At 68.4% G+C, this 17,566-nt stretch carries 12 protein-coding genes and 5 pseudogenes; 8 read left to right on the top strand and 9 right to left on the bottom strand.

Features of this window, described 5'->3' with window-relative positions; all coding sequences use genetic code 11:
- Window positions 1-92: 92 nt before the first annotated feature.
- Together AB0947_RS41935 and araD are read right to left on the bottom strand one after the other, a co-directional pair.
- Window positions 93-1,130: pseudogene (locus AB0947_RS41935) on the bottom strand (IS110 family transposase); the annotation flags it as partial.
- Window positions 1,131-1,476: 346 nt separating this feature from the next.
- Window positions 1,477-2,211: an L-ribulose-5-phosphate 4-epimerase AraD gene (gene araD / locus AB0947_RS41930; protein ID WP_366755625.1), complete on the bottom strand. Its 735-nt coding sequence runs from the start codon at window positions 2,209-2,211 to the stop codon at window positions 1,477-1,479.
- Window positions 2,212-2,555: 344 nt separating this feature from the next.
- Between araD and AB0947_RS41925 the strand changes: the two genes are divergently transcribed.
- Window positions 2,556-3,614 carry a LacI family DNA-binding transcriptional regulator gene (locus AB0947_RS41925; protein ID WP_366755624.1) on the top strand — a complete coding sequence of 353 codons (1,059 nt, stop codon included), beginning with the start codon at window positions 2,556-2,558 and terminating at the stop codon, window positions 3,612-3,614.
- A 232-nt stretch (window positions 3,615-3,846) separates the two neighbouring features.
- On the opposite strand, the gene AB0947_RS41920 is transcribed toward AB0947_RS41925, so the two are convergent.
- The gene (locus AB0947_RS41920) at window positions 3,847-4,854 is read right to left on the bottom strand and encodes an alcohol dehydrogenase catalytic domain-containing protein (protein ID WP_366755623.1); all 1,008 of its coding nucleotides are present in this window, start codon (window positions 4,852-4,854) and stop codon (window positions 3,847-3,849) included.
- Window positions 4,855-5,391: 537 nt separating this feature from the next.
- Between AB0947_RS41920 and AB0947_RS41915 the strand changes: the two genes are divergently transcribed.
- Window positions 5,392-7,071, top strand: a complete 1,680-nt coding sequence (locus tag AB0947_RS41915; RefSeq protein ID WP_366755622.1) for a ribulokinase — start codon at window positions 5,392-5,394, stop codon at window positions 7,069-7,071.
- A 72-nt stretch (window positions 7,072-7,143) separates the two neighbouring features.
- The gene (gene araA / locus AB0947_RS41910) at window positions 7,144-8,655 is read left to right on the top strand and encodes an L-arabinose isomerase (protein WP_366755621.1); all 1,512 of its coding nucleotides are present in this window, start codon (window positions 7,144-7,146) and stop codon (window positions 8,653-8,655) included.
- 219 nt (window positions 8,656-8,874) lie between these two features.
- Here araA and AB0947_RS41905 read toward each other — a convergent pair.
- Window positions 8,875-9,196: pseudogene (locus tag AB0947_RS41905) on the bottom strand (substrate-binding domain-containing protein); the annotation flags it as partial.
- Between the two features lie 594 nt (window positions 9,197-9,790).
- Between AB0947_RS41905 and AB0947_RS41900 the strand changes: the two are divergent.
- Window positions 9,791-10,243 (top strand): DUF5707 domain-containing protein, encoded by a 453-nt coding sequence (locus AB0947_RS41900; RefSeq protein ID WP_366755626.1) that lies wholly within the window; start codon window positions 9,791-9,793, stop codon window positions 10,241-10,243.
- Between the two features lie 70 nt (window positions 10,244-10,313).
- Window positions 10,314-10,487, top strand: a complete 174-nt coding sequence (locus AB0947_RS41895; RefSeq protein WP_366755620.1) for a hypothetical protein — start codon at window positions 10,314-10,316, stop codon at window positions 10,485-10,487.
- Between the two features lie 307 nt (window positions 10,488-10,794).
- Here AB0947_RS41895 and AB0947_RS41890 read toward each other — a convergent pair.
- The 5 genes and pseudogenes from AB0947_RS41890 to AB0947_RS41870 all read right to left on the bottom strand — a co-directional run.
- Window positions 10,795-11,366 (bottom strand): annotated as a pseudogene (locus AB0947_RS41890) (IS6 family transposase); the annotation flags it as partial.
- A 279-nt stretch (window positions 11,367-11,645) separates the two neighbouring features.
- A complete protein-coding gene (locus tag AB0947_RS41885) occupies window positions 11,646-12,626 on the bottom strand; it encodes an alpha/beta hydrolase (protein ID WP_366755619.1) in 981 nt (326 codons plus the stop codon).
- Window positions 12,627-12,711: 85 nt separating this feature from the next.
- Window positions 12,712-13,728, bottom strand: coding sequence for a 2-dehydropantoate 2-reductase N-terminal domain-containing protein (locus tag AB0947_RS41880; RefSeq protein ID WP_366755618.1), 1,017 nt, complete (start codon window positions 13,726-13,728; stop codon window positions 12,712-12,714).
- 27 nt (window positions 13,729-13,755) lie between these two features.
- On the bottom strand, window positions 13,756-14,607 hold the full coding sequence (locus tag AB0947_RS41875; protein WP_366755617.1) for an SDR family oxidoreductase: 852 nt from the start codon (window positions 14,605-14,607) through the stop codon (window positions 13,756-13,758).
- A 44-nt stretch (window positions 14,608-14,651) separates the two neighbouring features.
- The gene (locus tag AB0947_RS41870; RefSeq protein ID WP_366755616.1) at window positions 14,652-16,145 is read right to left on the bottom strand and encodes an MFS transporter; all 1,494 of its coding nucleotides are present in this window, start codon (window positions 16,143-16,145) and stop codon (window positions 14,652-14,654) included.
- A 96-nt stretch (window positions 16,146-16,241) separates the two neighbouring features.
- Here AB0947_RS41870 and AB0947_RS41865 point away from each other — a divergent pair, with 96 nt between their 5' ends.
- From AB0947_RS41865 to AB0947_RS41855, 3 genes and pseudogenes are all read left to right on the top strand, one after another.
- On the top strand, window positions 16,242-16,814 hold the full coding sequence (locus AB0947_RS41865; protein ID WP_366755615.1) for a TetR/AcrR family transcriptional regulator: 573 nt from the start codon (window positions 16,242-16,244) through the stop codon (window positions 16,812-16,814).
- Between the two features lie 214 nt (window positions 16,815-17,028).
- Window positions 17,029-17,211 (top strand): annotated as a pseudogene (locus AB0947_RS41860) (helix-turn-helix domain-containing protein); the annotation flags it as partial.
- Between the two features lie 241 nt (window positions 17,212-17,452).
- A pseudogene (locus AB0947_RS41855) lies at window positions 17,453-17,566 on the top strand (lamin tail domain-containing protein); the annotation flags it as partial.

Raw genomic sequence — 17,566 nt, 5'->3', positions numbered from 1 at the left:
CGCAGGATCCAACTCCGACCCCACCTGACCGACGGCTGCCTCACCGCCACCGGCCTGGCTATCGACCCACCGACCCCACCTTGAAAACCTCAGTAGTAGCTGCGGGAGGCGGGGTCGTGCAGGGCGGCGAACACGGAGGGGAACATCGCGCGTATGAGCTGCCGGTTGCCGCCTGTAGGGGAGTGTTCGCCGTGGATCGAGGTGCCCGATTGCTTCGTGGTCAGGGCGACGCCGGCGTAGGAGGCGAGGTCGGCGGTGGGCAAGCTGGGGCCGTCGCCGACGGTGATCAGGAGAACAGCGGCGGTCCTGACGCCGACGGCGGGCAGCGACGTCAGGACCTGGGAGAGAGGGTGGGCCTCCAGCAGCTCGTTGATCTGGGCTTCAAGGGCCCGACGTTGCTTGTGGACGGCCGCGAGCGAGCGGGCCAGGGACGGAATGACCACGTCGAGGGAGCCGGTGCCCGGGACGACGACGGTCTGTTTGTCGAGCGCGTCGAAGACGTCCTCGATCAGCCGGGTGGCTATGCGTGGGGCCTTGGGACGGATCAGTTCGACGAGTCTGCGACGGCCGGCTTTGCGCAGGGCGGCCGGGGATTCGCAGGGTTCCAGCAGCCAGGTGACGGCCTGGTGATCAAGGCGGGGACCGAGGACGCGTTCCAGCGGCGGGTGGAACTGGGTGAGCAGGCCGCGTATCCGGCTGGATGTGCGGGTGGCCTCGGCGGCGAGGTCCTGGTCGAAGCCCACGAGCACGGTGAGCTCGGCGATGATCTCGCCGGTCAGTTCCAGGGAACGCAGGGGGTGCGGCATCGTTCGGGCCGCGTCCGCGATCACCACGGCGTCGCGTGCGTCGGTCTTCGCCTCGCCCGGGTAGAGATCCGCGATCCGCCGCATCGCGAGTCCGGTCAGGTAGGCAACCTGGCAGCCCGTGTCGCGGGCGACGGCCAGCGGCAGGGCGAGGACGGTGCCGAACTTCGCGGTCAGTTTCGCGAAGACGGTCCGCAGTTTCGGCTCCCTGTTGGGTAGGGGCTTGTCAAAGACCTTCCTCCCGGCCGGGGTCAGCCCGTGGCCGTGGTGCGTGCTCTTGCCGACGTCCAAGCCGAGGAAGACCCCCACGCCGCTGGTGTCGATCACCGTGCCCCCACTTGCTCGATACCGGTGCTGGCCTGGGCGTCGGGGCCCTCCTCGCGCATCCACGTTGTGCAGACCTGCCGCCCGAACGACCAGCATTGCGCCCGGCCAGGCGGCGGTCGGACCTCTCATCAGCGTCTCCGACGGCGCCGCCCGGGCCCGGTGACACCACCCCCCAGGTCATCCGTTCGACAGGGGGACACAGACATGCCGGTCCCGGAGGCCAGTGGACCTCTCGCAGGACCGCAAAGAAGATGACGGGGGGCATGCAAGAGCAGCGGCCATTGCTTCTGGACCCTAAGGGCTGAGCGCCGCGCCTTGGAGGTCGGGCCGGCCTTTCCCCGCTCGCTCAGCGGCCAGCAGCAGCGGCGTTGCCGTAGTACGCGTCTGGTCCGTGCTTGCGGGTGAAGTGCCGGTTGAGCAAGTGCTGCGGAGGCTCAGGGGAAGCGACGGGCGACTGCAGCGCCAGGGTGTGCAGTGCCATCTCCGCGACCGCCTCACAGACGATCGCGTTCTCAAGCGAGGCAGTTGCCGTAGCCCCCCAGGTGAACGGACCGTGCCGTGAGACGAGTGCCCCGGGCACCTCTTCTGCTCGGTGCGGGTCACCCTCGAGGAGAGCCACGATCACCTGACCCGTGTTGTATTCGTAGTTACGCGCGCACTGTTCGGCTGTCAGGTCCTCCGTCACCGGGACCGGTCCGTTGAACGTATCCGCGTGTGTGGTGCCGAGAACGGGGATCGGGCGGCGCGCCTGCGCGAAGGCGACGGCATGTGTGGAGTGTGTGTGGGTGACGCCGCCGATGTGAGGAAAGGCGCGGTACAGGCACCGGTGGGTCTCGGTGTCTGTGGACGGCTTGAAGTGCCCCTCGACCACCCGTCCATCCTCGAGGGAGACCACAACCAGGTCCTCGGAGGTAAGGTCCGCGTACGACACGCCGGACGGCTTGATGACGAAGACCCCGGCCTCGCGGTCGACGCCGCTCACGTTTCCCCAGGTGAGGGTGGCCAGACCGGCCTCCGGTATCCGCAGGTTGGCCGCCAGAACCTCCCGGCGGAGGTCCCCGAAGGAGTGGGACTCGCTCACTACACTCACCGTCTTTCCGTCATGGGCTGACCGCCCCTGGCCTGCAAGGGCCTCGGCCGTGCACGAATGGTCCGAAATGAGGCGTGGTCATCCGTCGCCTTGCGACCAGTCACGAGCGCGCCTCCTGAGATTGTGCGCGCTAACATAGCGCGACCTCAAGGGCTGGCCAAAAATCGAGGTACACCCTCCAAGCTTGGTCCTTTCTGAATGTGAGCGCTCACACGGGGCGGGTCGGGAGAGATCCACTCAGGGCTGCGCGCTGCTCAGAGGCAGCCTCAACGCGCCGACGGAGAGGCGGTACCTTGAGCAGGGGCCCTTTAACGAACTAGGAGAGGGAGAGAGGATTGACCCAGCTCCCGGATGTCTCAAGAGCGCCCACCATGGCGGATGTGGCGCGCGTGGCCGGCGTGTCCCATCAGACCGTCTCGCGCGTGCTCAGTGGTCATCCCAACGTCAGCGCCAAGACCCGTCTGGCGGTGACGGAGGTCATCGAGCAGCTGGGCTACCGCCGGAACTCGGCAGCACGGGCTCTGGCCACTCGCAGGACGCACACGCTGGGCGTCATTGCGGTAAACACCACGCTGCATGGCCCTGCCAGCACGCTCTTTGGCGTTCAGGAGGCGGCACGGGAACGCGGCTATCTGACTACCGCCGTCACTCTGCGCACGCTCACGGAGTCCGCTCTCACCGAAGCGATGCACCATCTCGCCGCCTGGGGTGTGGAAGGGGTGATCGCCATCACCCCTCAGCGTGACGCCGTCCGGGCTTTGGCCGCTTTGGAGGCACCATTTCCCGTGGTCACCGTCGAGGGCGGCCACGCCCTCGACCTTCCCGGCGTGTCGGTCGACCAGTACGCCGGGGCCCGAATGGTCACGGAACATCTCCTCGCAGCGGGGCACTCCACCGTCTGGCATGTGGCCGGCCCCCCTGACTGGCTGGAGAGTGAGGGTCGTACGGCCGGTTGGGAGAGCGCGCTGCGGGAAGCCGGTGCCGAGGTGCCACCTGTGCTGCGAGGCGACTGGAGCCCACTGTCGGGATACCACGCCGGTCAGCAGCTCGCAGGCCGGGCTTTGGCCTCCGTTGGCCGTGGCACGGAGCTTACGGCGGTGTTCGTCGCGAACGATCACATGGCGTTGGGTGTACTGCGCGCTTTCCGCGAGGTGGGGTTGCGTACTCCGGCGGATGTTGCCCTGGCGGGCTTCGACGACACACCCGAGGCAGAGTTCTTCCCTCCCCCGCTCACCACGGTCCGCCAGGACTTCAGCTCGCTTGGCCGCAAGAGCATCGAACTGCTACTGAACCACATCGAAGGCACCGCCTCCGAGACCGAGCATCTGACGATCGCCCCGGAACTCATCGTCCGCGCCAGCACCGCCCGCCGTAGGACGGCGATCGAGGAATGATCCGCCCCGCCGGCGGGTCCTCTGCGCCAACCCGGCCGTGGGCGATCAGCGTTTCACCCACGGCCGACAGCACGCCTTCGTCGTTCCCGGGTATGCGGTCTCAGACTCGCCCAAGGCACAACGGGCACCCGGCATCTGCCTGTTCGCACCGCTCCGGCCCGGGGCGAGCGGCGGCCGGCCGGTGCCGCTGGGCCAGATCGGCCTCCTCCTTTTCCGACCGGCCCCAGCCCGCTTACGCTCCTGGACTCAGTAGCACCTTCCCCACACCGGGGCGGCCGGACGTCATCAAGTCCAGTGCCTGCTCATAGGCATCCAGGGAGAAGGTGTGAGTGATCAGCGGATGAGTCTCCAGCCTCCCCTCCGCGAATGCGCGCACGGCCAGGGACCACGCAGTCGACGGGGCGCCCAGCACCGGCTGGATCTCGATCTGCCGCCGCACGAGCGTGAAGACGTCAAGAGACTCTGGGCTCGGACTGGCGCTCGTGCAGATGAGCCGGCCGCCTTCGCGCAGAACGCTGAGCATCTGAGATGACGTGACGCGCGCGTCGACCGTATGGATGGCGACATCGCACGGTCCGGGCAATGGCTCACCGAACGGGGCGTAGGCCGTTGTTCCGAAGGCATGGGCCATGTTCGAGCGCTCGGCGCGGGAGCCCACGACCGTCACCTGGCGAACGCCTGCGGTCGTCAGGAAATGAGTGATCAGCAATCCAAGCACTCCGTCACCGAGCACTGCCACGCTCTCGCCTGGCCTGGCCTTCGCTGTGAGGACAACTGCGACGGCCAGCGCGGCGGGCTCCAGCAGAGCGGCGGACGCGAGGTCTGCGTGGTCGGGCAGCACATGCAGGGAGTGCGCGGGGACCACCAGCGTCTCAGCCATTCCACCCGGCTGGGTGAAGCCCGCCTCCTCGTAACCCTCATCGCAGAGCGTGCCCCGGTCAGCATGACAGGGTTCGCACACGCGGCAGCTGCGGAGGCTCTCGCCCACCACCTTCCGCCCGAGGAGGTCAGCGGACACCCCATCACCGATTCGCTCGACCGTACCCGACCATTCATGCCCCGGAGTGACGGGGTAGCGCACGAGCCCTTGGGGCCGCGCACCCCGCAGCAGGTCCGCGTCGCTCTGACAGATTCCGTTGCTGTGCACGCGGACAAGGGCCTGTCCGGCACTCGGCGATACGTCCGCTCTGGCAATCAGTCGATGTTCTCCTGGCCGTGTGACCAGGACCGCTGCGGTCATCGTGTGCTCCTGACCCGGCAGTCTCGGCGAGCCTGCGCGGCACAGCACGCGGTGTCGCCGTCACGCCGGAACAACTTCGTCCCGATCATTACCGTGTCCTATGTTCGATATTTCGAAAATTGTTCGAGATCTTCCGTACGCTAGGGCTTCCCGGAACGCGAGCCAATGGCTCGGCCCGGTCAACCGAGCCATCTTGCCGAGGGTGGCGGTCGCTATTGTGAACGCTAACAAACAAGGCCCTCAACCCTCGCTGCGTTGCATTTCCGTTACCTTCACGGGCTCCCCTCACACTCGCGCCCGCACCTCAACGCTCGACCCCGGAAAGTCCTCCTCCGACGAAGCAGTACACCCTGCGGCGGCTCGGCCAGCCTCCCCCTTGCCAGGGTTGCAGCCAGCTCAATCCTCGGTGCGGAGCTCTTGCGCAGAGGATTGTTAGCGCTCACACTACAGGGCAAGACCGACCCTGTCCGTCGGGCTGCGGACCCTGGCACACTGCGGAGCCGTCCGCCGCCGTACGGCTTTTCGAAAGGCAATCCGGTGACCTCCCTCCCAGCCTCCTCCGACGACCACGAGCGGTACACCGTGGGCGTCGACTTCGGCACCCTGTCGGGCCGTGCCGTGGTTGTCCGGGTACGCGACGGTCAGGAACTGGCCTCCGCTGTGCATGAGTACACACACGCGGTGATCGACGAGCGCCTCCCCGGCACCGGCACGCAACTTCCACCGGACTGGGCTCTCCAGCACCCCAACGACTGGCGCGATGTGCTGCGCAGGGCTGTGCCGGAGGCCGTCGCTGCGGCTGGCGTCGACCCCGCCGACATCATCGGCATCGCCACCGACTTCACGGCCTGCACAGTGCTGCCCACCCTCGCCGACGGCACCCCCCTGGCTGAGACGGTCCTCGCCGACCGCCCGCATGCCTGGCCCAAGCTCTGGAAGCATCATGCTGCCCAGGCCCAGGCCGACCGCATCAACGAGCTGGCGCACTCGCGGGGCGAAAAGTGGATCAGCCGGTACGGCGGCAAGATCTCCGCGGAATGGCAGTTCGCCAAGGCACTGCAGGTGCTGGAGGAGGACCCCGAGGTCTACGATGCCTGCGCCCGGTGGATCGAGGCGGCCGACTGGATCGTCTGGGAGCTCACCGGTACCGAGTCCCGCAACGCCTGCACCGCCGGCTACAAGGGCATCCATCAGGACGGCAGCTACCCCGACGACAGCTACCTGGCAGCGCTGAACCCGCAGTTCGCCGATTTCGTCCGCACCCGCCTCGACTTCCCCCTGTCCCCGCTCGGTTCCCGCGTGGGCTCGTTGAGCGACCGGGCGGCCGACTGGACCGGACTGCGCCCCGGCATCGCGGTGGCGGCCGGAAACGTCGACGCCCATGTCACCGCCGCAGCGGCCAAGGCGGTCGAGAACGGGCGGCTACTGGCCATCATGGGCACCTCCACCTGCCACGTCGTCAACGCCCCTGTACTCGCCGACGTCCCCGGCATCTGCGGAGTCGTGAACGGCGGCATCGTAGAAGGTGCCTACGGATACGAGGCGGGACAGAGCGCGGTCGGCGATATCTTCGCCTGGGTGTTGCGCCAGGGCGTCCCGCGCGCCTACTACGACGAGGCCGCCGAGCGGGGCGAGGATCTGCACACCCTGCTCACCCGCAAGGCCGCGGGCCAGCCGGTCGGCGGTCACGGCCTGATCGCCCTGGACTGGCTGAACGGCAACCGCTCCGTCCTCGTCGACCACCACCTCTCCGGCGTCATCGTCGGCCTGACCCTCGCCACCCGTCCCGAAGACGTGTACCGCGCCATGCTCGAGGCCACGGCCTACGGCACCCGCGTCATCGTCGAAGCGCTGGAGAACGGCGGCGTACCGGTGAACGAGTTCATCGTCGCCGGCGGACTGGCCAGGAACGAACTGCTCATGCAGATCTACGCAGACGTCCTGCGCCGCCCGGTGTCCCTCGCCTCGTCGAAGCAGGGCCCCGCCCTCGGCTCAGCCATCCACGCCGCCGTCGCCGCCGGTGCGCACCCCGATGTGCGCAGCGCGACCGCCGCCATGGGCCGTCTGGAGCGCGCCGTCTATGTGCCCGACCCGTCACGCGCCGACGCCTACGACGCGCTGTTCGCGGAATATCGGCTGCTGCACGACTACTTCGGAGCCGACGACTTGCTGCACACGCTGCGTGCCATCCGCAACACCTCGCTGACCGCCAGCTGACCTCCCCTGCCCGCCGGCCGCGTCCGCCGCGGCCGGCACCAAGATCGGCCATACCTCTTCTTAGGAGCCCGCGTGCCCACCCCCAATTCCCCCGTCCGTGAAGTCTGGTTCCTCACCGGCAGCCAAGGGCTGTACGGAGAAGAGACCCTGAAGCAGGTCGCGGAGCAGTCCGAGCGGATAGCCGCCACGCTGGCCGGTGCGGACAGCCTTCCGGCCCGTGTCGTGTGGAAGCCGGTGCTGACCGATGCCGCCTCGATCCGACGCATGTGTCTGGACGCCAACGGCGACGACCAGTGCGTAGGCCTCATCGCCTGGATGCACACCTTCTCCCCGGCGAAGATGTGGATCGCAGGCCTGGACGCGCTGCGCAAGCCACTGCTGCACCTGCACACCCAGTCAAACGTGGCCCTGCCCTGGGACACCATCGACATGGACTTCATGAATCTCAACCAGGCCGCTCACGGCGACCGCGAGTTCGGACACATCCAGGGCCGCGTCGGTGTGCCACGCAAGACAGTGGCCGGCCACATCACCGATCCGACGACGGTCGCACGCATCGTGACCTGGGCGCGCGCCGCATCCGCCCGTGCCGAGTTGGCCAGCCTCAGGGTCGCCCGCTTCGGCGACAACATGCGCGACGTCGCCGTCACCGAGGGCGACAAGGTCGAGGCGCAGCTCCGCCTCGGCGTCTCCGTCAACACCTACGGCGTGAACGACCTGGTCGAGGTGGTCGACTCTGCGGACGAGAGCGAGGTCACCTCTCTGGTCAAGGAGTACGAGGACCTCTACCGTCTGGCGCCCGAGCTGCGGACGGGCGGCGAGCGCCACGCGTCGCTGCGGTACGCCGCGCAGATCGAGGCGGGCCTGCGGTCATTCCTCACGGAGGGCGGCTTCAAGGCCTTCACGACCAACTTCGAGGATCTCGGCGGTCTGCGCCAGCTGCCGGGGCTGGCCGTACAGCGTCTGATGGCCCAGGGCTACGGCTTTGGCGGGGAAGGCGACTGGAAGACCTCCGTGCTGCTGCGCGCCCTCAAGGTCGCCGCCGCGGGTCTGCCCGGCGGCACCTCCTTCATGGAGGACTACACCTACGACCTGACACCCGGCAATGAGCTGATCCTCGGCGCGCACATGCTGGAGGTGTGCCCGTCGATCGCAGGTGGCACGCCCAGCTGCGAGATCCACCCACTGGGCATCGGCGGCCGCGAGGACCCCGTCCGGCTGGTGTTCGACGCCGCCCCCGGCCCTGCCGTCGTCATCGGCCTGAGCGACCTCGGCGACCGCTTCCGCCTCGTGGCCAACCAGGTCGACGTAGTGCCGCCGCCGCATCCGCTGCCCGCACTGCCGGTCGCCCGCGCGATCTGGCGGCCCCTGCCCAACCTCCGTACGTCCACGGAGTCGTGGCTGACGGCCGGTGGCCCGCACCACACCGTCCTGAGCACAGCGCTCACGTCCGAGCACCTGGACGACCTCGCCGAGATGCTCAAGGTGGAACTCGCCCTCATCGACGAGACGACCACGTACCGGCAGTTCCGCCGTGAGCTGCGCTGGAACCAGGCGTATCACCGGCTGGCACTCGGGATGTGACGTCCAGCGAACCGGACCGTGGGTGGGGAGGGGGTCTCTTCCTCCTCCCCACCCGTCCGTCTGCGGTGCCCCCACATTCCGGCCCCGAACGGATGCATGGAGCGGACACCACCATCGGCGACGAGGCGCCGCACCTGTCCGCATGGGTCGCACGAGGCCACTGAGGCCGAAGGACACCGACATGGCTCTCTGCCAGTGCCTGTCCCACCGGCAGGGGCCTCAGCGCCGATGTGCCGGGGCCGCTATGGTGCAGCGGCGTCCGACCAGCTCCGGCTGGAGGACGACGTGTCCGTGCTCGTGACCGGTGCCGCGAAGGGCCGTGTCCTCGATGAGCAGGCGGCCGGCCTGCCGCCCCATGGCGACGGCCGGCCGTCGCACCGAGGTCAGCGACACGACGGCGGACGTCGCGAAGTCGATGTCGTCGTATCCGATGACTGCGATGTCGTCTGGCACGCGCAGCCCGGCCCCGTACTGTGCCTGCAGCACGCCGAGGGCGAGCAGGTCGTTGGCGAAAGAAGACGGCGGTCGGACGCTCGGGCAGGTGCTGGGACCGCGCAGTACGTGGACGCCGTTGTTGGCCAGCTACGGGCCGAGGGCCACGAACTTCTGGAGGAGGACGTGGCACGGCTGTCGCCGCTGCAGCACAAGAACCTCAACGCGCTGTGGTCCGGTCGACATGACACGCGCGACACGCGATTCCCGGGCTCGATCTGCCTACGCCAAGTAACACCTCCCGGCAGGTCCGGGGGTGCAGTCTCCCTCAACCCTGGCTGAGTCAGACTGGCCGGTGTCCTAGAAGAACTCGGGCTGCCCGCTCGCGGCCGAGACGCCGCCACCGACGGGGAGGATCGCGCCGGTGATGAACCGAGCATCCTCGGAGGCGAAGAACGCGACCGCGCCGACGTTGTCGTCCGGTGTCGCGTGGCCGGGGGGCCTGACGCTCTTGGGACCGCTCGACGAACTTGTCCCAAGGGGCCCTGGCTGCCAGCTCCTCCGGCACGGTCAGCTGGGCTTACTCAGGCCGGAGTTGAGTATGTGCGCTCATACCTGGTGCTTGCTGCGCCGCCAAGATTGCTGCAGCGGCGTAGCAAGGAGCGCCGGTCTGATGCAGCTGGTCCTGTTGGGGGAAGTTCTCATGTCGCGTCGTACCGTTCTGCCCGTTATCGCCGGTGTTGTCGTTCTGGGTGGTGCCGGGGCCTTCGCTTTGGCCTACGCCGGGGGCCAGCCTCCGGTGCTGGCGCACAACACGGCCCGTTACTCTGCCCCCGAAGGTGATCGGGGTGGTTCGTTGGCCTTCACCACTGACGTCACGGCGTCCTCGGGTGTGAAGAACGTGAAGGTCCTGGCCTGGCCGGCGAAGTCGTCGGTCGCGAAGAAGGGGCTGACCGTCAAGGAAATGGCGGCTGCGGAGACGGCGGTGTGCAAGCCGGCCGGTGGGGACACCGTGCGCTGCACCTACAAGGTCCCCGTCACGCGCGCCGATGCCGGGACGTCCCCGCGCGGCCTGTGGCACGTCGCCGTCCTGGTCACCGACAAGGACGGCGACACGACGCTGGACACGAAGGCGGCCGACTTCACCGTAGTGTGATCCACGCGCACGTGATCGTGGCACCCTGCAGTGCAGGTCATGTGCGCCCGCATATCCGGGAACGCAGGACATGCCGGCGAACGAGCCGTGGCGGATGACGGTCGACGGCGAGGAGTTCGAGGTCCGCCAGCCGGACGGCAAGCCGGGCTCCTACGACTTCACCTGGGCGACCGGACCCGACCCGCACTACGGGTCCGGGTTCAGCACTCACCCCTCCGACACCGTCCAGCAGAGCACAACTTGAGGACCCCGTCCGGGAGTCCCTCTTGCAGGTGGACTCTGGTACAGGACACATAGTCACCACTCCGGGACCAAGGCATGAGCTGCTCGGGCGTTGTCACGTTGTTGGGTGTGTGGGTGTCTGACGGCGTGTGGAGGTGTGGTGGGGCCGGGTGCCGGTCCTGGGCTCGGGCCGCGGCAGGCCGGCTGGTGACGCCGGTGACCTGCTCCCGGATAGCGAAGCGGACGGTCATCTCGGCGCGGTGTCGGGTGCCGGTCATCGGGTGGCGGCGGGGCCGGAAGTGGGGTGAGATGCCGCTGGACGCGGCCGGGAACCGCTGCGCGGCGCCCACGCTGCGGAAGCCTTTTATCGCCCGTTCTCGTTGCCGGGTGGGCTGGTGGCTGTTCTCGGCCCGGTTGTCAGGCCCTTGTGTGAACGGTGCTCGACACAGGGCATGACCTCGCGGTGGGCCGCGCCACAGGAGCGGAGCTTGTCCGTGACGATCACCCGCGGCACCCAGCCCGTCTTCGTCAGCAGCGTGCGCAAGAAGCGCTTGGCCGCAGCCGTGTCCCGGCGGCTCCGCACCAGGGTGTCCAGCACCGTCCCATCCTGGTCCACGGCCCGCTACAGGTATTTCCGCTCACCGTTGATCTTGATGAAGACCTCGTCCGGATGCCACTTGCCGCCGGGCTGAGGCTGTCGGCGGCGCAGGCCGCTGGCGTACTGCTGACCGAACTTCAGGCATCAGCGCCGGACGGTCCTGTACGAGACGATCATGCCGCGCTCCAGCATCAGCCCCTCGACCTGCCGGAAACCGAGCGGGAAGCGGAAGTACAGCCACACGCAGTGCGAGATCACCTCGACCGGATACCGGTGCCCCCTGTACGACGGCGCACTGTCCACAGGCGGTCCCCTCCACCATGACCAACCCGAAGATCATCCCACTCGGACAGCCAACGTGACAGCACCGTGCGGAGTGGAAGCACGCGGAGTAGCCGACTGCGAACAGCTGCTCGGGATTGGCGCCGTTGCCGGAGCCGCCCATTTCGCGCGGCACGGCGAGGTCGAGGTCGACGCAGCCGTCGGCGGTCGCGACATGGCCGTCGCGGCTGTCTCCGGTCGACAGGGCGTCTGTGATGTGAAGCGTTTCCGTGGTGGCTTCTTACGGTGGGTGGTGTGGCGTTATCGCCGGATCGCGCGTCGCATGAACTCGTCCCGGGCGTTGCTGGTGGCGCGGGAGATCGGAGCGTCGGGGACGACGAGGTCGTAGCCGTGGAAGCCGCCTCCCCACAGGTGGAGGTCGACGAGGATGCCGGCTTCGGAGAGCCTTTGGGCATAGGCCACGGTCTCGTCGCGGAAGATGTCGGCCGTGCCGACGGACAGGTAGGTGCGGGGGAGACCGGTGAGGTCGGTTGCGCGGGCGGGTGCGGCGTACGGGCTGACGCCGGGGCCACCGCGGCGCTCGCCGAGGAGTGCTGTCCAGCCGAAGAGGTTGTCGTTGCGGTCCCAGGGGCCGTCGCCGTCGAGCATCTGGCTGCTCGAGGTCTGCATCCGGTCATCCAGCATCGGCGAGTCGAGCACCTGGTGCGCAATGTACGGATGGCCCTGGTCGCGTGCCTTGAGGACCGTGCCGGCGGCGAGGCCGGCGCCTGCGCTGCGCCCGGCGACGATCAGACGGCGCTCGTCGATGCCGAGCTCGGTCGCTGCCCTTGCCATCCAGACCAGCGCGGCGTAGGTGTCCTCGACAGGAGCGGGGTCCGGGTGCTCGGGGGCGAGACGGTAGTCGACGGTGACGACCACCGCGTCGCCCTCGGCGACGTAGGGCAGGTAGTCCTCGAGGCCGAACATGCGGGTGCCGGCGACCATTCCGCCTCCATGGATGTGGAGGATCCCGGTCAGGCCGGGGCGCGGATCGGCGGGGCTGAGCACGGTGACGGCCACGTCGGGTGCCCCTGTCGGGCCGGGGATGCGCAGGTCCTTGACCAGTACGGATCCGCCGACGGTGAAGTCGGTCGCCTCCTGGCCCGGGATCCCGTCGCGGGCCGCCTCGCGGACTGCCTCCAGATTCTCGGTCGTCAGGGGCTGCGCTTGTTCCATGATCGCCGCAACGATCGGTTCAAGGTCGGCGTCGTACGGCGGTCGCGTCGTGGTCAACGCGCACATCTCCTTGGTTATGTGTAGGAGTAGTTACCTGTAGGGCGCCCGGGGTGGCGGGGGTGTTCTCCCACCCCAGGCACCGTGAAGCCGTCTACGCGCTGTGGAGGCGGCTGATCAGTTCGCGGAGTGCCGGCACGTCCAGTCCTTCGGCGTCGGCGCGCTTGCGGGCGTCGTCGAGGAAGTCGAGGTCCTGCTGGTTCACCTTGCCGCCGTGGTGGTAGGCGTTGAACGCGGCGAAGTCGAGCGGCTTGGAGAGCTGCGTCATCTGCCGGAACATCTCGAGCAGCCCATCGGGGGTGGTCTGCTCAGCGGCTGCCTGACCGGTGGGTCCGAACACGGAGAGGCGCTGAATCTCGCGCGTGCTGGCCACGCCGAGCTGCCATGCCTCGTTCGTCGGGTCGACGTCGTCGAGGGGCTGCCAGTCGAGCAGCCCCCACGCGAGGATGGGGGCGAGGATGGCGACTCCGACCGCTGTCTCGGATGCGGACCCGACGGTCGCCGCCGGAATGCCGTTGCCGGAGTAGACCGCTGTGAACGCCTCGGCGAGTTTCGGGGAGCTGTCGTCGATGGTGAACCCGGCCGGGCCGAGGTGCTTGAACGCGTAGTCCGCCTGCGCGAGCAGTTCCGCGTCAACGGAGGGGTCGACGGGCAGGTTCGCCGCGGCGACCTCGTGGATCAGAGCGCCGGTGTTGCCCATGGCGACCTGCTCCTCGGACAGACCGGACTCGGCGATGAACCAGGAACGGACCTCGATGCCGACGGCACCGAGGATGACGCCGATGCTCGTGCCGCGGAACGCGCGGCCGATCTCCTTGACCAGCTTCCGGCCCGCCTCGGCGCGGAGGGAGGCGTTGTCGAGGGTGACGATGAGACAGTCGAGCTGCTGGTTCGACAGCTCGGCCGGGTCGGTGAGGACGTCGTAGCCGGAGAACCGGTCGAGGGTGTGGTTCTCGTAGGAGTACATCGCCTGTGGGCGGGAGAGCTGCTCGCGCCGGTGAGGCCGGACGAGGAAGGTCACCTTCGCGCCGGCACGGGTGAGGTCGTAAGCGGTGTTGACTCCGACGGAGCCAGCTCCGACGATGCCGACAGACGGGGTGTTGTCAGTCATGAACGGTGCTTTCTGTCGGTGAGTCGGTCAGAGGGCCTGGCGGATCGTGTCGGCGAGCGGGATCAGGTCCCGGCCAACGAGATCGGCGAGAGCGGTGGAGTCGGTCTCCATCGCGCCCTTGCTGATGGCGACGTCACCAGCGGCGCCGAACTCGATCAGCATGGGGTGGACCCCGGCTGCCTCGAGCTCCGCAGTGAGTTCCTCAGCGGTGACATTGCGGTGCTTGATCGTCTTGCCGGTGACAGCGGAGATCTCGTGCGCGAGCTCGGCAAGGGTGAACGACGGGCTGCCGCCAAACTCGTAGGTCTTGGACTCGGCGTCCTCGGAGAGGAGGACCGCGGCAGTGGCGGCAGCGAAGTCGGCCCGGGCAGCGCCGGAGATCCGGCCCTCGCCGGTCGCGCCGACTACCTCGCCGTTGGCGAGGTAGTCGGGGAGCCGGTAGGTGTAGACCTCGTGGTACCAGGAGTTACGGAAGATCACGTACGGGATCCCGCTCGCGGCGATGAGCTGCTCGGTCTTCCAGTGCTCTGGTGCGAGCGGGTGCGAGCTCGAGTCGGCGTTCACGATCGAGGTGTAGGCGATGCGACCGACCCCGACCTGTGCGGCGGCGTCGATCACGTTCCGGTGCGCTTCGCTTGCCCCTGGCCCCGAGATGGAGACCAGCAGGAGCTGATCCACCCCCTGCAGTGCCGCCGGCCAGGCGTCCGGGTCGGAGTAGTCGGCCTGGCGTACGACGACGCCCTGCTCGGCGAGGTCGGTGATCTTGGCGGGATCGCGGACGATGGCGATGATCTGGTCGGCGGGGGTGCCGGCGGCGAGGAGCTCGTCGACGGTGAGGCGTCCGAGCTGGCCGGAGGCTCCGGTGACGGCGATGGTCATGAGCGTTCTGCCTTTCGGTGGTGGGTGTGGGCGTGAGTGAATGGTCAGTGGATCGCGACGGGTGCCGGTGCCTCGTCGGCTGCCCCGGTCGGGTCGCCGGTGTTTCGCACCAGCAGTGCGCTGACGAGGGAGGCGCTGAGCAGGGCGATGGCGGCAACGGCGAAGGTGACGTGGTAGCCGTGCACGGCGGCCTCGTTGGCGAGGCCACGGGTGCCTGTGTGGCCGCTCAGGTAGCCGGCCACCGCGCTGCCGTAGATGCTGCTGAGCACGGCGGTACCGATCGAGCCGCCGACCTGCTGGGCCATGTTGACTGCGGCTGAGGCTGCACCGGCGTCTTCGGTGGCGACGCCGAGGGTGCCGGTCGAGATCGCAGCCGGGTACATCAGGCCGACTCCGAGACCGATCACGGCCAGCGCGGGGAGCACCACGGCGGCGTAGGCGGAGTCCACGGCGAGGGTCTGCAGGATCAGCAGGCCGCCGGCAGCGATCGCGGTGCCGCTGACCGCCATCAGCCGGGGGCCGACGCGAGGGAGGAGCAGTCCGCTGAGCAGGTTCGCCCCGACGATGATCCCCAGCGGCAGCGGCAGGAACGCGAACCCGGTCTCCAGGGCCGAGAAGCGCAGCGTGACCTGCAGGTAGTAGGTCAGGAAGAGGAACAGACCGAAGAGACCGAGGTTGATCAGGGTCAGCACCAGCAACGATCCGCCGCGGTCACGGTGCAGCAAGATGTGCAGCGGCAGCAGCGGGTGAGACGTACGCCTCTCCACCAGCACGAACAGCGCTACCAGCACCACGCCGACCAGCAGCGATCCCACAGTGAGGGCGTCGGTCCAGCCTGCGGTCTCGACCCGGGCGGCCCCGTAGACGAGGGCCACCAACCCGGCGGTGACCGTGACGGCTCCGAGCACGTCCAGGCGGGGCCGCGCGGTCGGTACCTCATTCGGCACGAGCACGGCGGCACCGGCGACGGCGATGGCAGCGAAGGCGACGTTGACGAACATGCACCAGTTCCACGACAGGTACTCGGTCAGCACGCCTCCGAAGAGCAGGCCGAGGGCGCCGCCCGAGGCCGCCACGGCGCTGAACGCACCGAACGCTTTCGCGCGCTCCTTGGAGTCGGTGAACGTGGTGGAGATGAGTGAGAGCGCAGCCGGCGCCAACAACGCACCGAACACGCCCTGCCCGGCCCGCGCGGCGATCAGTAGCCCGAGCGAGGGAGCAAGCCCACCCAGCACGGAGGCGCCTGCGAACCCGACCAGGCCGATCAGGAAGGCCCGCTTCTGACCGAACAGGTCAGCAACTCGGCCACCGATCAGCAGCAGGCTGCCGAACGCCAGAGCGTACGCCGTCACGACCCACTGACGGTCGTGGTCACTAAACCCCAGATCGGCCTGGGCCGCGGGCAGCGCGATGTTCACGATCGTGCCGTCCAGCACGACCATCAGCTGGGCGGTGACGATGAAGACCAGCGCAAGCCACTTGCGCCGGACGTGCGGGATCGTCTGCCCGCGCGGATCCCTGGTGTTGCTCGATGACAACGGGTACCTCCCGATCAATAAAGCGGACCGCGTGTTCCATTTCACGGACGATACCAGAAGCGGACCAGTTATTCCGAATCAGGTATGATGGACGTCATGACCGAGGCAGAGAGCACCCCACGCAGGAAGGACGCGGCGCGCAACCGCGCCCGTCTGCTTCAGGCCGCAGACGAGCTCTTCGCGACCGAGGGCCTCGTCGTCACGCTTAAGGACGTCGCCCGGCACGCGGGCGTCGGCGTCGGCACGGTCTACCGGCACTTCCCCACCAAGGACGACCTCATCGCCGCGCTGTTCGCCGAGCAGCTGAACCGCGAGATCGAGCGGGCCCGCGAGACGGCCCAGGACAACGACGCCTGGCACGCCCTCGTGCGCTATCTCGAAGGCACCATGCGAGTCCAGGCCTCCCACTCCGGACTCCGAGCGCTGATGTGTCCGGCCGGATCGATGTACGACAGCGTGCGTGAGTGCAAGGCGGTCATCGACCCCTACATCGAGGAGCTCATCAAGGCGGCCCACGAGCAAGGCGTGCTGCGCCGCGATTGCACCGCGCGCGACATCGCGTTCCTCCAGGTCGCCATGGTGGGGATCATGGACGCCAGCCCCGAGTCACCGGAGCTGCACCGCCGCCACCTCCAGTTCTTCCTCGACGGCGTACGCGTCAGCGAATGAGGTCTTGCGTCCACGGCCGCGGGGGCTGCTTGGCGTGGACGCGACCCTCGCCATCACAGCAACAAGATCATCCCGCGACAGCGCTCGGAATGATTGCTGCCGACGTTCAACAAACCTTGGCACCCGGTTTTCGCCGGCTCAGCAGGACGAGATATGGAGACGCTGGCGTGAGGGGCAGTCGTTCAGCTTGATCGGGCGGGCGCTCGGGGCGCCGATGCAGCACGCCCGTCGCTTCCTGTACCAGAGCGGCGGCGTCCGTCTCGCCCCGCAGACGCGGTCAGAGTGGCATCTGAGCGGCAGCGAGCACGAGGACATATCCCGCGGCATCGCCGCCGGGGAATCGGCCCGGCAGCTGGCCAAGCGGCTGGGCCGATCCCCTTCGACCGTCTCCCGAGAGATCGCCCGCAACGGCGGCCCGGACCGCTACCGAGCCGCCACAGCCGATGCAGCCGCCTACGAACGAGGGCGCCGACCCAAGCAGGCCAAGCCCGCCCAGCGACCCGCTCTGCGCGCCCTGGTGGAGGCCAAGCTGGCTCTGTGCTGGTCGCCCGAGGAGATCGCAGGATGGCTGCGACAGCAGTTTCCTGGTGACGCCTCCATGCAGATCTCGCACGAGGCGATCTACCTCTCGCTCTACGACCCTCGAGGACGAGGACAGCCATACCTACACCTTCGACCACTACCGGCTGGACGGCCGCGCCACCGTCCGTGTCCACACCGGTATCGGCCGCGACAACCGGACGGACGTGTAC

Origin of the sequence: Streptomyces sp. NPDC047841 (assembly GCF_040704085.1) — a bacterium.
GTDB lineage: Bacteria > Actinomycetota > Actinomycetes > Streptomycetales > Streptomycetaceae > Streptomyces > Streptomyces argyrophylli.
The sequence above is the reverse complement of the archived record's forward strand: the minus strand, read 5'-3'. Positions and strand labels throughout refer to the sequence as shown.

What these genes read in the sequence shown, in the direction of transcription:
- AB0947_RS41900 (WP_366755626.1), top strand. Translation starts at nt 9,791, where the DNA reads ATGTCGCGTCGTACCGTTCTGCCCGTTATCGCCGGTGTTGTCGTTCTG.
- AB0947_RS41885 (WP_366755619.1), bottom strand. Translation starts at nt 12,626, where the DNA reads ATGTGCGCGTTGACCACGACGCGACCGCCGTACGACGCCGACCTTGAA.
- AB0947_RS41865 (WP_366755615.1), top strand. Translation starts at nt 16,242, where the DNA reads ATGACCGAGGCAGAGAGCACCCCACGCAGGAAGGACGCGGCGCGCAAC.
- AB0947_RS41895 (WP_366755620.1), top strand. Translation starts at nt 10,314, where the DNA reads ATGCCGGCGAACGAGCCGTGGCGGATGACGGTCGACGGCGAGGAGTTC.
- AB0947_RS41880 (WP_366755618.1), bottom strand. Translation starts at nt 13,728, where the DNA reads ATGACTGACAACACCCCGTCTGTCGGCATCGTCGGAGCTGGCTCCGTC.
- AB0947_RS41875 (WP_366755617.1), bottom strand. Translation starts at nt 14,607, where the DNA reads ATGACCATCGCCGTCACCGGAGCCTCCGGCCAGCTCGGACGCCTCACC.
- AB0947_RS41920 (WP_366755623.1), bottom strand. Translation starts at nt 4,854, where the DNA reads ATGACCGCAGCGGTCCTGGTCACACGGCCAGGAGAACATCGACTGATT.